The organism is Pantoea sp. BRR-3P, assembly GCF_039621635.1.
Taxonomy (GTDB): domain Bacteria; phylum Pseudomonadota; class Gammaproteobacteria; order Enterobacterales; family Enterobacteriaceae; genus Pantoea; species Pantoea floridensis.
The window spans coordinates 1,990,754-2,004,670 of sequence record NZ_CP155066.1 but is presented as its reverse complement, the minus strand read 5'-3'; the positions used below and the strand labels follow the sequence as shown (position 1 = coordinate 2,004,670).

At 52.6% G+C, this 13,917-nt stretch carries 15 protein-coding genes; 8 read left to right on the top strand and 7 right to left on the bottom strand.

What is annotated here, in order from left to right; all coding sequences use genetic code 11:
- The first annotated feature begins 44 nt into the window (after positions 1–44).
- From AAGR08_RS09245 to celB, 4 genes are read left to right on the top strand one after another with little or no spacing between them, the layout of a single operon-like run.
- Positions 45–353, top strand: coding sequence for a PTS sugar transporter subunit IIB (locus AAGR08_RS09245; protein WP_097097322.1), 309 nt, complete (start codon positions 45–47; stop codon positions 351–353).
- A gap of 59 nt (positions 354–412) precedes the next feature.
- Positions 413–754 carry a PTS lactose/cellobiose transporter subunit IIA gene (locus AAGR08_RS09240; RefSeq protein WP_345829733.1) on the top strand — a complete coding sequence of 114 codons (342 nt, stop codon included), beginning with the start codon at positions 413–415 and terminating at the stop codon, positions 752–754.
- Complete coding sequence (locus AAGR08_RS09235; protein ID WP_345829731.1) at positions 747–2,060, top strand: 6-phospho-beta-glucosidase; 1,314 nt, start codon at positions 747–749, stop codon at positions 2,058–2,060. Before AAGR08_RS09240 ends, AAGR08_RS09235 begins: the two co-directional genes overlap by 8 nt.
- Positions 2,061–2,091: 31 nt before the next feature.
- Positions 2,092–3,444: a PTS cellobiose transporter subunit IIC gene (gene celB, locus AAGR08_RS09230; protein ID WP_097097319.1), complete on the top strand. Its 1,353-nt coding sequence runs from the start codon at positions 2,092–2,094 to the stop codon at positions 3,442–3,444.
- Positions 3,445–3,484: 40 nt separating this feature from the next.
- Here the strand turns inward: celB and AAGR08_RS09225 are convergent, their stop codons facing one another.
- From AAGR08_RS09225 to AAGR08_RS09205, 5 genes are all read right to left on the bottom strand, one after another.
- A complete protein-coding gene (locus AAGR08_RS09225; protein WP_097097318.1) occupies positions 3,485–4,054 on the bottom strand; it encodes a YceI family protein in 570 nt (189 codons plus the stop codon).
- Positions 4,055–4,165: 111 nt separating this feature from the next.
- Positions 4,166–5,431 (bottom strand): type II toxin-antitoxin system HipA family toxin, encoded by a 1,266-nt coding sequence (locus tag AAGR08_RS09220; RefSeq protein ID WP_345829729.1) that lies wholly within the window; start codon positions 5,429–5,431, stop codon positions 4,166–4,168.
- On the bottom strand, positions 5,421–5,738 hold the full coding sequence (locus AAGR08_RS09215) for a helix-turn-helix transcriptional regulator (RefSeq protein WP_345829885.1): 318 nt from the start codon (positions 5,736–5,738) through the stop codon (positions 5,421–5,423). Before AAGR08_RS09215 ends, AAGR08_RS09220 begins: the two co-directional genes overlap by 11 nt.
- A 596-nt stretch (positions 5,739–6,334) precedes the next feature.
- Positions 6,335–7,675 carry an ISNCY family transposase gene (locus tag AAGR08_RS09210; protein WP_345829883.1) on the bottom strand — a complete coding sequence of 447 codons (1,341 nt, stop codon included), beginning with the start codon at positions 7,673–7,675 and terminating at the stop codon, positions 6,335–6,337.
- A gap of 240 nt (positions 7,676–7,915) precedes the next feature.
- Positions 7,916–8,695, bottom strand: coding sequence for a class I SAM-dependent methyltransferase (locus tag AAGR08_RS09205; protein WP_345829728.1), 780 nt, complete (start codon positions 8,693–8,695; stop codon positions 7,916–7,918).
- Positions 8,696–8,863: 168 nt separating this feature from the next.
- Here AAGR08_RS09205 and AAGR08_RS09200 point away from each other — a divergent pair, with 168 nt between their 5' ends.
- Positions 8,864–9,523: a DUF1345 domain-containing protein gene (locus AAGR08_RS09200; RefSeq protein WP_345829727.1), complete on the top strand. Its 660-nt coding sequence runs from the start codon at positions 8,864–8,866 to the stop codon at positions 9,521–9,523.
- 19 nt (positions 9,524–9,542) lie between these two features.
- On the opposite strand, the gene AAGR08_RS09195 is transcribed toward AAGR08_RS09200, so the two are convergent.
- Complete coding sequence (locus AAGR08_RS09195; protein ID WP_345829726.1) at positions 9,543–9,851, bottom strand: hypothetical protein; 309 nt, start codon at positions 9,849–9,851, stop codon at positions 9,543–9,545.
- A gap of 135 nt (positions 9,852–9,986) precedes the next feature.
- Here AAGR08_RS09195 and AAGR08_RS09190 point away from each other — a divergent pair, with 135 nt between their 5' ends.
- From AAGR08_RS09190 to AAGR08_RS09180, 3 genes are all read left to right on the top strand, one after another.
- The gene (locus AAGR08_RS09190; RefSeq protein WP_345829725.1) at positions 9,987–10,268 is read left to right on the top strand and encodes a VF530 family protein; all 282 of its coding nucleotides are present in this window, start codon (positions 9,987–9,989) and stop codon (positions 10,266–10,268) included.
- A 303-nt stretch (positions 10,269–10,571) separates the two neighbouring features.
- Positions 10,572–12,002 (top strand): cytosine permease, encoded by a 1,431-nt coding sequence (locus AAGR08_RS09185; protein ID WP_345829724.1) that lies wholly within the window; start codon positions 10,572–10,574, stop codon positions 12,000–12,002.
- Positions 12,003–12,119: 117 nt separating this feature from the next.
- Positions 12,120–12,527, top strand: a complete 408-nt coding sequence (locus AAGR08_RS09180; protein ID WP_345829723.1) for a cupin domain-containing protein — start codon at positions 12,120–12,122, stop codon at positions 12,525–12,527.
- Between the two features lie 47 nt (positions 12,528–12,574).
- Here the strand turns inward: AAGR08_RS09180 and AAGR08_RS09175 are convergent, their stop codons facing one another.
- Entirely contained in the window at positions 12,575–13,693 is a 1,119-nt protein-coding gene (locus AAGR08_RS09175) for a beta-propeller fold lactonase family protein (RefSeq protein ID WP_345829722.1), read from the bottom strand.
- Positions 13,694–13,917 lie beyond the last annotated feature (224 nt).

Below are 13,917 nucleotides of genomic sequence, written 5' to 3'. Positions count from 1 at the left end.
CTGAGACAGGTCTTAAATGCCCAAGTCAAATCACACGAGGAAAAATCATGCGCATCGTACTTTGTTGTGCTGCGGGGATGTCAACCAGCATGCTGGTTGAAAGAATGCAGAGTGCTGCGCTGGGGCGCGGACTGAAGATCGACATCAAAGCGGTTCCGGTGGCGGAGTTCGAACGCATACTGCCGGATGCCGACGTGGTACTGCTTGGACCGCAAGTTCAGTTTGAAGCCGCTCGGCTTACCGCCATTGCCGCTCCGCAGGGCAAAACCGTCGCCGTTATCGACATGATGGATTACGGCATGATGCGTGGCGATCGGGTGCTTGAAAAAGCGATGGCGTTACACACCGCGTAATACTCCGAACACCCTCATTTAACCGACATGACACAGCCCGATGCTGTGGGGGATTCTGCATGCCTGAAAACGTGGTTCTCGAGTTTGAAGAGCAAATTATGCTGCTGCTGGTGCAAGCCGGAGCAGCACGCAGCGCAGCGATCGATGCGTTACGTCTGGCGCGTGACGGGCAGTTTACCGAAGCGCAGCAGCAGCTGGCCGCGGCTAAAGAGTGCATCAGTGCGGCACATCAGCAGCAAACGGCATTGATCAGCCTCGATGAGGGCAGCGGCAAGCTGCCGGTCACGCTGATCCTGGTGCATGCCCAGGATCACCTGATGAACGCCATGCTGATTCAGGATCTGGCAGGCGAAATTATTGAACTCTATCGCCGCACTGCGGCAGGAGCAACCGATGCTTAAAATGGCGATTATTGGTGGTGGCAGCAGCTATTCACCCGAACTGGTAGAAGGGATCATCAACCGCTATGCACAGCTGCCGGTCACTGAACTGGCGCTGGTAGATGTTGAACAGGGCCGTGAAAAGGTAAACGTTATCGCCGATCTGACCCGGCGTATGCTGCAGCAGAATGGATTAGAGCAGGTCAAAGTGAGCGTACATTTTGCGCTGGATGAGGCGATTCGCGGTGCCCGTTTCGTACTGACGCAGCTACGCGTGGGACAATTAGCCGCGCGAGCGGCAGATGAACGTCTCGGGTTGAAGTATGGACGTCTCGGCCAGGAAACCACCGGCGTCGGCGGGTTCGCCAAAGCGCTGCGCACCATCCCGGTGATGCTGAATATCGCGCGCAAAGTGGAAGAGGTGGCGCCGGACGCCTTCATCATCAATTTCACCAACCCGGCCGGAATTGTCACTGAAGCCGTGTCGCGCTATAGCAAAGCGAAAATCATTGGGCTATGCAACGTGCCGGTTAACATGCATCACATGATTGCCGGCATGCTTGATGCGCCGTGGGATGATGTGCAGCTGCGCTTCGCCGGGCTGAATCATCTGGTGTGGGTACATCAGGTGACATGTCGCGGCAAAGACGTTACTGAGCAGGTGATTGAGCAGCTGTGCGATGGGCAATCACTGACCATGAATAACATCAAGGATATGCCCTGGTCGCCGTCGTTCCTGCGCGCGCTGAAGGCCATTCCATGCCCGTACCACCGTTATTACTGGCAAACGCCACAAATGCTGGCGGAAGAGCAGGAAAAAGCGCAGAGCGGCCATGAAGGGACGCGCGCCGAGCAGGTGATGAAAGTCGAGGCTGAGCTCTTTGCGTTATATGCCGATCCGCATCTGGCACACAAGCCGGAGCAGCTTAGCTTCCGCGGCGGTGCGTACTACTCGGAAGTGGCCGTCGAGCTGATCAGCGCTATCCATAACAATAGCGGCAAAAATTTGGTGGTGAACTGCCGTAATCAAGGCGCAATCCACGGCCTGCCGGATGATGCGGTGGTGGAAGTGAACTGCCTCGTTGACGCGCAAGGCGCGCATCCGCTGGTGTTTGGTGCGTTGCCGCCGCTGATGAATGGGCTGACGCAGCAGATCAAAGCCTTTGAACGCCTGACTATCGAAGCCGCGGTGCATGGCGATCGGCAGCAGGCGCTGCTGGCGCTGGTTGGCAATCCGTTGGTTGGTGACGTTACCACTGCTGAAGCGCTGCTTGACGAAGTCCTCACTCTGAATCAGCCGTGGCTGCCGCAGTTTGCCACTCCTTAATCTGTTGCGCCATTGAGCCTGAGGAGGCCCTATGTCCAACCGTACTTTTATTGATCGTTATGTCTTGCCCGCTGCACTGAAAGTCGCCGGTCAGAAGCACGTGCTCTCAGTGCGTGACGGCATCATACTCAACATGCCGTTTATGCTGATTGGCAGTTTCTTCCTGATCTTTGCCTATCTGCCGATTCCGGCATGGGGCCATTTGATGGCGGACCTGTTTGGCGATACGTGGCGCAACAAATTGCTTTATCCGGTACGCGCTACCTACGACATCATGGCGTTGATCTCCAGTTTCGGCATCGCTTATCGACTGGCAGAGAAGTATCGCACGCTCGATCCGCTGACCAGCGGCGCCATGGCCTTAGTGGCGTTTGTGATGACGATTCCGCAGCAGACGCTATTTGCCCCGGTGGAAGGCGCGCCGACGCAGCTGGTCACTGGCGTACTGCCGATTTCGCTGATCGGGAGCCAGGGATTGTTCGTGGCGATTGTGATTGCGCTGCTCTCAACGGAGATTTACCGCTTTGTTCATAACCGTAATCTGGTGATCAAAATGCCTGAAGGCGTACCGCCAGCGGTGGCAAAGTCCTTCCTCGCGTTGGTGCCGGGCTTTTGCGTGCTGGCGGTGGTCCTGGTCATTCGCCTCGCGGTAGAAGCCTCGCCGTTCGGGGATATCAACAACCTGATCGCCACCGTGATTGGCTTACCGATGCACCACGTCGGCGGCACATTACCCGGCATGATCTTCTCGGTGTTGTTGATTGGCATTTTGTGGACGCTCGGGCTGCATGGCGATGCGATTGTGTTGGTGTTTATTCAGCCCGTTTGGCTATCGAACATGAGTGAAAATCTCGAGGCATTCCAGCATAACCAACCCATTCCCCACATCTTCACCCAGCAGTTTTATGATTTGTGGATTGCGCCCGGTGGCACCGGTGCGTTACTGGGGCTGGTGATCTTTATGCTGATTCGTTCGCGCAGCCGTCAGATGAAGCAGCTTGGCAAGATTGCCGCGCCTGCTGCGCTGTTCAATATCAGCGAACCGTTAGTGTTTGGTATTCCACTGGTGATGAATCCGTATCTTTTCCTGCCTTTTATCCTGACACCCGTGGTATTGGTGATTGTGTCGTGGGCCGCGATGAGCACCGGTTTAGTGGCGCCACCGGCTGGGATTGCACTGCCGTTCACCACACCGATTTTCGTGAGCGGCTATCTGGCAACGGGCGGGCACATCTCCGGCACCGTGCTGCAAGTGGTTAATTTAACGCTTTCACTGGTTATCTATTATCCATTCTTCCGCGTATGGGATCGGCTCAAATTCCGTGAGGAAGAAGAAAGTAAACAGCAAGCCCAGGTTGCCACGGGCGAGGCGATAACACCGTAGTGACTTTGCGCCTGCCACCCATTAGCGGTGGCAGGCTTGGTTAATTGCGCTGGGCACGAATACTGAGTTCAATATCTACCCGGTCATCAACAATACCTACCAAGCGATCAACACGAAAAGCGGTGCGGGAGATCGCCGTGGAGGCGTGCAAAGCCATGGTGTTTGAGGTTGGCGCTACTATTTCGCCGTTATCCAGCTTAGCGATGAGAATCACAGGGCGGCTAACATCTTTCACAGACAACGTGCCGATAATTTGAAATTTTCCTTCACCCAGTGACGAAACACGACTGCTGCTGAAAGCAATATTGGGGTAGTGCGGGGCGTCAAAAAAAAGATCGCTCTTGAGTTGATAGGTTAATAAGGCATTCGAAGCCACAAGCGTTTTCACGGGAATCTTCACTTCTATATGATCCTGCCACTCTTGGCTGGGATTGAGGGTGATATAACCCGTCACACCATTCAGGTGCGCCTGCGAAAAATTGTGGCCAAAAGCGCGCCAGGAGAGCCCAATGGATGATTGCTGCGTGTTGATGGCATACGTTTTTGTCTCGGCGTGCGCGACCGGAGATATCAGTAATATAACGGCAGCGAGACAGGCGGTGCGAATCATGGGTTTTACTCCAGTGTGGCAGATAGAGAGTAAACACCTTAAGGGGCAGATTTATTCATCGCGTTTTTATTAATGAAGCAAGTAGGGCGGCGATGGTTTATCAGCGGCGGGCTAATAACGTAACCGCTTGATATTGTCATCCATGCGCGTCTGAATGATACGCAATGTTTCTGCGGTGATTTGCCCGGGGAACATATCGGCAGCCTTAGCCGCAAAGCGAGCCGCCACGTCACAGCACTTCGCGATAACATTATTGGCCTGTTCTGAACTCAGCTCGGCTTCCTTCTCGGCCAACGCGAAAAGATGTTCACGACCAATTTGCAACGCTTCGCCCATCACATCCATTTGATGATAGCCACCGGGTCCTTCGCACCAGGTCACATCGTAGAAAGGAGCCAGCTGCCATTGTCCATTTTGCGTCATGATGTAAGCAAAGTTTTTCGGGTGATCGTCGCGGTTGTTGAACACGACATTGAACACCACGCGCTCAAACGCCAATGCTTTCTGGCGGACATCATTGGTACAGATCTGCGTTGCGCGCAGGAAACTGGTGTAATCCAGCGCACCCGGTATCTGATAGTTTGCGCCGGTAAAGGCCGCAAGACTCTGCATCGGTATCCGCACTCCGTTGTGATGATCAAACCGCTTAGAGGCGAACGCCGCCTGTCCATTTGGCAGAGAGAAGTAGGCGGTATCAGGCGTTGCGATCTGGCATTCGCGCAGGCACTCTGCATACACCGCTTCAATCGCGCAGACTTCGGGATGTTCCTTGCTGGCGGGGAATTTAATCAGCCACGCATCCATTTCAGCGGCGGCGGCAGTGGTAAAATGACCGCTAAGCGGATCGCGGTACAGCAGCGCTTTTGGCCTTGCTCCCTGAGGTGAGCCGCCCATCTGTAACAGCCGCTGCAGGAATTCACCGCCTTCGCCATCCAGCACTTCCTGAACTTCTGCCGCCAGTTTTGTCAGCGAAATATCTTCCGCCAGCGAAGTCGCTTCAGGCTGGGAGGGTACAAACGACATTGCGCCCATCGCATTGCTGCCGATATAGGTGAGACGTTCCAACGGTCCGATTCGCGCTGCATTCAGACCGCGCTGGCGGAATAGGCGATCCATCAGCAGCATGCCCCAACCATCGGGTAACGCATCGTAAACCGGGCCGGGTAGAGCAAGCTGATGCGCGGGGAAATCCCTGCGCAGCCGCGGTCCTTTTAGCGGCAGGCTAAGCGACGAGAGTTCTAGCCCGCGCCGCGCTGCTTCTGCGCTGTATTCAAACATGATCAGCGGACGACCGGTGAGCGCGGTAGAAGAGACCAGCGTTCCCCAAAGCCATCGTTCACCCCAGCCTTCGTAGTAAACATCGACTTTACTGACCATCGTTAGCACTCCTTTTTACGCGCTGACGATCGGTGTTCTTCTCGTAGCGCAGCAGATCGTCGAGACTGTCGATCTGCGGCATAAACAGCGCCTCCAGTTCTTTACCGCGTCCCAGCACCATCGCCACCCGCACCAGATTTTCAAATCCCACGTTACGTCCGGATTCGAGATTTGACACGGTATTGACGCCAATTCCCGCCCGCGCGGCGATATCAGCCTGCGTCATCTGCTGCGTCAGGCGCTCTTTACGCAGTCGCTCACACAGTAGCTTGACAATTTCGCTGGGTTTTCTAAGAGCTAAATCCATCATATTGTGTCTTATTATCCAAATATGCGGTTAATACCCAATATTATAGAATTAAAAACAATGCGGGTAAATTTTTTTAAATCCATCATTCCAGGTGTTAAGGGAAAAAGTAGGGGATAAACCACGAAATTATGGAGTTAATGAGCCTGATGGGTAAGATTTAGGTGCTCAGTCTCAAAGTAACATTATCGCTTCGCACTAATAATTCGCGTTGAGGCCAGTGCTAAAATGTCCTAATGACGCTCACTTAAGCAAAAATGCTTTTTTACGCAGGTGCGCATGAATGCGCACCCTACAAAAACCCGGCTATATCGACGTAGGGTCACCATTCATAGTGACCGATTCACTTATTGACTCACGAGCATCAGTTTTAAATGTCCGGGTTTCAGCTCACGGTAAGCCATCATTAGTTGCGTCCTCAGACGGGGTACTCTGGAAAAATAACGATTAAACGGATTTCTCAATGTATCCAGAGGCGGACATCTGAATTTAGCCGTTAAACATCAATGTCTATCCCTATTGATAATGTCACCCTCATTTCCCATTTGTTAATGTCACTTTTGCTGTTTTCAGATGAAGAGAAAAGGGCAGTGAGCTCATTTTTTCAGGCTTGATTTAAAGAGTGACGGCTCAGCCAGTACAGGATTGATTGCTCTGAGTTGTGCCTGAACCTGCGCCCGCCTCTTAGGCATACTCTGGCTTCGCTTTCTTTTTCCTGCGGCCTCCAGCTCATCCTGCTTTTCCTGCGCGAGCTTCAGCACTGCGCCCAGCCTTTTGTTTTCAACGATGCGCCCGTGGCTGATGCACTCCAGCTTGTCGAACATCTGATATTCCAGGATTCTGTTGTCGTGGCGGAATGCGAGCGTGCCGTCCGGATAATCAAAAGCAAGGATTTTCTCTCCGGCAATGCGTGAGTTTTCCTCCGTAGGTTCAACAAGATATATAATTTTATCGTACTGAAAAGTCAGTGATTTTGAGAGCGTGCGCAGTGTCTGCCAGGCGAAGATATCGTCCAGCTCCGGACCACTCTCCGAGACGGTGCGGTGCAGGTTTTTCGGGTATTTGGCGGGCCTGGCAAAGCGGCGGTTGAAGTCGCTGATGAACGTTTCAATCCAGGCGTTGGCGTTATCAATGCCGGTAATATTCTCCAGCCGCATTTCCTTAACCAGCCGATCCTGCAGCGTCAGGTTGGCGCGCTCGACGCGGCCCTTGGCCTGCGAGCTGTTGGCACAGATGAGATCAATGTTCAGATCGTGCAGCGCGCGTCCGAACTGCGTCATGCCAGTACGTCGTGTTTCGGCCTGGCTGACGCGAAATACTGCGTGCTTATCGCTGTAAAACGCCACCGGCTTGCCGTGTTTATCGATGTAATCGCGCGTGGCCATCATGTAATCAAAGGCTGATTCACTCTGGCAGAAGCGCAGGTGCATCAGACGACCGGTCGCGTCATCGATGTAAACCAGCAGACAGCATTTTGGTGCGCGGCCTTCGAACCAGTCATGGTGAGAGCCGTCGATCTGAATAAGTTCGCCGAGACAGTCACGCCGGTGACGAGGCTGATAAACTCGGGGCTGACGGCGAGCGTGCGGGATCCAGAGTCCGTCAGCAGTCATCCAGCATCGTAGTGTTTCAACTGAGATCGCAATCCCGTGACGCTGCTGGAGCTTTTCTGCGGCAAGTGTGGGGCCGAAACCGACGTAATTTTCACGTAGCAGCGCCAGTATCTGGCAACGCAGCGCATCATCAATCCTGTGAGTTCCGGGTTTACCACGACGCGCGTTCGTCAGCCCGGCAGCGCCAAACTCGCGATAGCGGTTCATAAGCCGCTGAACCTGACGTTCAGTAAGCTGTAACTGTGAAGCAGCATCACAACGACGCAGGCGTTTTTCGATAACAGCCTGAATGACGGGAAGACGGTGAAGTTCTTTGTTCGACATGGTCACCAGCATCAGCAGAGATCTCCCAGAAAAGGTGGCAAACGCGCCGTATCTGGGTGACATTATCAAATAGCACTTACATCAAAGTGCACATAATGTATATTATGTTAAATCTAATGACTCAATCTTTATCTCACACGCCCAGGTGCTGGCCAACAAGCCCTATATTCTTTCACTGCCCGTTTCGTAGCGACGCAAGTTATCGCGCTATAAAGTGCGTCACGCTACTCTCACGAGAAACTAGCCGGCTATAGCTACCCAACCGCGAAATGAGAAAGCGGCATAAAAAAGCGATGGTTCGAGAAAACCAGCTTCCCGCAAAAGCGCTTCTTCCTCGGATGCAGATAAAAGCACAAGACGCTCAGCCATCGTTTTAGCTGACGAGGCAGCCTTTACCGGGTTGGCAGCAAAGCTGGTAGAACGCGTCAACCACTGGAGCGAGTTGGAGTCTGGTGCCGCATGGTGAGCGATGACGATTTGACTGCCCTGCTTCATGCGGCGACGAATCTGCCTCAGTGTGTGCAGCCGTTCGCTTCTATCAAGAAAATGTAGCGTGAGTAAACATGTTGCGCCGTCAAAAAGAATGTGTGGCGCGTTGTCTACTTTGCCGGTCACGAGCTCAATTCGATCGGCATAAGATGCGGTTGTCTGACGTGCAATATCAAGCATAGCCGGCGACGGATCTACGCCGGTAAACCGCCAGTCGGGCTGTGCCTGTGCCATGGCCAGCAGCTCCAAACCGCCACCGGCACCCACAACAAGGATATGCGCTGCTTCTGTCGCACCTTCACCCAGCAGAATGGTTGTCATCCGATGGAGATCGGACAGTCCGGGTACCTTTTTCGGCGTGTCCTGAACATAAGCCGCAACGGTACTTGATTGCATAAACGGTGTGATATTGGCATTCAGGCCGATGGTTATCTTATCGTCATTCAAGGCGAAACCTCGCTGGATCAGATGTTGGATGTCACGACAGGAATGCTCCCAGGCGATGAGAGATCTTTTGATGATATATAACACGCTGCATTTCATGCATCAATAACAGTTACATGAATTGGTTCAATAACGCCCGCTATGAACGGCCTCAAACGGGCGGAATAATTGCTAAGCCTGGCGCTAACAACAAGACCTTAGCAGCGCCTTCGTCTACATTTAAACCCATCTACCTCACGCAGAACAACTTATCTCATGGGCTCTTCGCTAACGACTCACCTCTTCGCTCGGCTGCGATTACTGATCTCAATTATTGCCGGCGTTATTTGCTATTACGTTCTTCCCGCTCAGCTTGGCACTTTGCAACGCCTGTTGATTGGCTGGAATGTTTTGGCGTGGTTGTACCTGATTTTTATCTGGTTTCGCATGTTGCGTACTGAAGTGAAGGATATTCAGCATATCGCCAAAATGCAGGATCAAAGCGCTGCGCTAGTGCTGGGCATGGTTATCATTGCCTGTATGGTCAGCATTGTGGCGATTCTGAGTGAGCTCTCATCGTTGCACCATCTCACTGGAACGCCGCGCGTGCTTCATTTATTACTGACAGCAATGACGCTCGTCGTTTCATGGGCACTGCTGCCCAGCTCCTTCGCGATGCATTATGCGCATCATCACTATCTGCATCGCAGCAAAGATGTCACACCGATGATCTTCCCGGAAAAGCCCGACGATCCTGATTATTGGGACTTTCTCTATTTCGCCTTCACCATCGCCGTCGCGTCACAAACGGCTGATGTTGCAACGGGAACCACTGAAATGCGCAAGATTACGCTGCTGCAATCTGTCATCTCGTTTATCTTCAATCTGGCGATTTTGGGATTATCGGTTAACGTGGGTGCCGGATTGCTCAGTTAACGGTGCAGCAGCAATAGCGCTATCTGCGCCCTTTTATGACGGATGCCTTCCAGTTGAAATCACTGACTTCGCTCTCTTTGAGCGATTCAGGTTTCTTCCTGCGCGTTGGCGTTTTCTTTGCTTTATCAGCCAGTGCTTTCTCTTTTGCTAACTTTGCCGTCATGATCTGTTGTCTGGCTTCCGCCGTGAACTCTTTTTCTTTCTTCGCGTCCGGCTCTTTGCCCGTGCGCTGGCGATACTTCTCAAGCAAACCTTTATAGGCTTCTTCTACCGCCACACGTTCAGAAAGAGTGAACTGATCGATGGAAATCATTTTCTTGTCGTTCATAGCGTATCGTCCATTAGTAAAATCACAGCGACAAGTGTACAGCATTGAAGTGGATTTACCGGTAATGAAGATCGTAGGATTGCCGCTTGCCCGGCTTTCTTGTAACCTTCCCCGTCAACTTTTTAAGGATTTTCCATGAACGATCATCGCTCCAAAGATCCCTTGCACGGCGTAACGCTTGAGATGCAAATTAACGCGCTGGTCGCACATTATGGCTGGGATAAGCTGGGCAAGCTTATCAATATCAACTGTTTCAAAAGCGATCCTAGCGTCAAATCAAGCCTGAAATTTTTACGACGGACGCCCTGGGCGCGCGCGGAAGTTGAAGCGCTTTATCTGGACTCATTGGATGATTTCAGATCGGAGAATGAAGGTGACGTCGCCCCCAATCCCTGGACAACAGGTCGTAACAGCTAATTTTTGCCGATGTAGTCGGCAGCGCTACGTGAAATCTCAGTCACAATCCCCCTGCTTTTTTCACAGAATTCACGTAGCGACGTCATCTCAACATGGACATTTCCGCCCTCTTATTCCGCACAACCTTGCCCGCTTAACAACTTATTAACCTTGCCCGCGTCATCACATTTTCCAATGGTTGATGGTGTTGTATGTTTCCAATCCTCATGACAATATCGCTACATGTATATACATGTAGTGCCAGGATAACTCACACCATACCAACAATAAATGACCCCATTTTGACGCTTCAGCGAGGAAACTATGTCAGCCGAATCACCTGCAGCAGATTACCGCGGCGCGGACAAACAGCGCCTGTCAGAAACACGCTCTATCGATTACATTCCCGCGAGCGAACGCCACGGACATCCGTTTAGCCAGTTCACGTTATGGTTCGGCGGCAACTTGCAAATCACCGCTATCGTGACGGGTGCGCTGGCGGTGGTTTTGGGGGGCGATGTTGTGTGGTCGATTATTGGCTTACTGGTTGGCCAGGTTGTCGGCGCCGCGATCATGTCATTGCATGCCATTCAGGGACCGCGCCTGGGATTGCCGCAGATGATCACCAGCCGCATGCAGTTTGGGGTATATGGCGCGGTCATTCCCCTGGTGCTGGTTTGTATTATGTACGTCGGCTTTTCAGCCAGCGGCACGGTGTTAGCGGGTCAGGCACTCGCCAAACTCATCAATACCAGCAATGCGACCGGTATGATCTTGTTCAGCGCGATCATCGTTGTCATTGCGGTGCTGGGTTATCGTGTGATTCACAAGCTGGGAAAAGTGGCCAGCGTTATCGGCGTGCTGGCCTTTGTATATCTGTTTATCACCCTGCTTTCCACACATGACCTTAGCGCCGTGTGGCAAAACCAGCACTTCACGATTGCTAATTTCCTGCTTGCCGTTTCGCTATCATCATCGTGGCAAATTGCGTTCTGTCCTTATGTCTCTGACTATTCTCGCTATTTACCCACCAATGTCTCGGCGAAAAAACTCTTCAGCTCGGTGTTCTTTGGTACCGTATTGGGCACTCAGGCATCCATGACATTGGGCGTCATCGTCGCGGCCATTGCCGGCAAAGCGTTTCCAGGGAATGAGGTCGGCTATATCGTGAGTTTAGGCAGTAGCGCGACGATGGCGATGGTGATCTATTTTGCCATCTGCTTCGGCAAAATTACCTTCACCACGCTGAATGCTTACGGCAGTTTTATGTCGTTGACGACTATCGTTTCGGGGTTCCGTCAGAAGACATCGCTCAGTCGTGGCGGCCGTATACTCTTTGTGGTGCTGATGGTAGCGGTTTCCTGCGTTATTGCCCTCATCAGCGAACCGGCGTTCCTCAAATCCTTCACGCATTTTCTGCTGTTTTTACTGGCCTTTTTCGTGCCGTGGAGTGCTATAAGCCTGACCGATTTCTATCTTATTACCAAAGGCAAAGTGGATGTACCGGCGCTGTCGCAACCGCATGGCCGTTACGCTCGCTGGAATTGGGCAGGCATTATTGTCTACTTCTGTGGCGTGCTGGTGCAGTTGCCGTTCATTGATAGCCCGCTACATCATGGCTCATTAACCTGGATTTTTGCGGGTAATGACGTGTCCTGGATTATCGGTTGGTTTGTGACAGCCCTGCTGTGGCTAAGCGCGAAAAAGTTTGATCGTCGTGGCACCCTAAAACAATCAATTTATCCCATTGCGTGACGTTGTCACATTGAGGAATTAATGAATCGCGCTCACAAGTGTATTCGGCTTTGAGCGCATTATCATTTAATCAGCCAACCTCTACACTTTATCCACGCTGCACAAATGGAGATAAAGATGAACGAACAATTTGATGGCAATGGCATATTCCCAAAAGGGCCTAAAAATGAAGCGCTTGCGCAATATTTTACCGGCACAAGCTACCTGAACATGCTGACAACGGAAGGCGTTACCATTGGTAATGTGGTATTTGAACCCGCCTGCCGTAATAACTGGCATATTCATCACGGTGGTGGCCAGATCTTATTGGTCACGGGGGGACGCGGGTGGTATCAGGCGTGGAATCAGCCAGCCCGTCAGCTGGTTGCGGGCGATGTGGTTAACATTCCTGCAGGATTAAAGCATTGGCATGGTGCGGCGGCAGATAGCTGGTTTGCTCACATTGCTATCGCTGTTCCGGCCGAGGGCGCCTCCAACGAATGGCTGGAGCCCGTTACGGATGATGAATATCAACAGTTGTCCTGAAGTGGCTGTCGGGTGCGCATTTCTGCGCACCTGCAGCGTTCACGAGGCTAGTTATACGTTACCGTCGTCACCCAATTAGCATCGCCGCCAGCGGCTGCTTCACTCACTCGCTTAAGCTCCCCGCTTCCTGCTTCAATGGCATAGCTGCCGATAACCGCACTCTTCTCACCACTGGCGATTAGCCAGCGACCATCGGATGTAATCGCTATCCCGCGCGGCTGTTTCTCTACCTGCCAGCTATCAATCAGCGACAATTTCCCATCGGCTTTACTCACCCGATAACCGCTAATGGTGCTGCTGGTGCGTTCGCTGACATACAGAAAACGTCCATCTGGCGTAAGACGAATATCGGCAGACCAGATGCGTGGCGTGGTATCGCTATAGCCCGGTGGACGCTCGCGTCCATGCGCAAGTCTGTATTGCGCGGCAACGGCGTTAGGCATTTCTGCCACCTTAACCAGCTCACCGCCTGGCTCACGGCGGAATTGCGTGATGATGCCGCCCATTTCGCCAATGTTATAGAGATAGCGATTATCCGGTGATAGCACTGAATGGCGTGGCCCGTTATCAGCAGCCGTTTTGACGTAGCCGTTGCCGAGCGCCGTCAGGTCACCCTCTTTGCTCAGTTTCAGCTGTAACACGCGATCGGTGCCGAGATTGCCGACATACGCGTTTTCGCCGCTTGCATCCACAATCACCGAATGCGCCGCGTGCCCGGTTTTATAGCTGCCGACCGGCGGCGCAGTGAGTTTGCCATCGCTTGTCAGACGATAAACGTGCACTACGTCACCATCATAGGATGCCCCAAGCAGAAAGCGCCCCTGTCGGTCAGTACTAATATAGGGATAACTGGCCGCAGCCGTCACCGAGGTAGATTGATGTAGATCGCCGCTATTGCGGTCAATGTCCCAGCTCACCAGTTGCAGCGGTTTACTGCGAATTGCCGCATACAGATGTTTATGGTCGGCGCTCAGCGTCATCGGCATCACTTTGCCACCGGCGTGGGTGTGGCCCAGCAGTTGCAGCGCGCCGGTTTGCTCGTTGAGGGCGTAGCGCGCAATGGTGCCATCATCGGCTTCTGAAACATAAACGAAAGTGTGCGCCAGCAAGGGCACACTTGCGGTCATGGTGGCTAAGAGCGTCGCCGCGCGGAATAGGTTTTTCATGCTGCTCGCTGCGCCTCTTGATCGGGGGTGGGTTTTTCTTGATATCGTGTCATAGCGTCACCTGTAGGGATAAAAGCACCGCTATAGGTATAGGTAGTTGAATAGCGTCTCCGGTATAGGAGATTGCCTGATACCGATTGGGCAAATGCCCTGCACGTTATAAAAATCATGTTGTTACGTTAACTCGCCGCACAAAATTTTAGCGCAGGTTTGTGCGCTGGCTC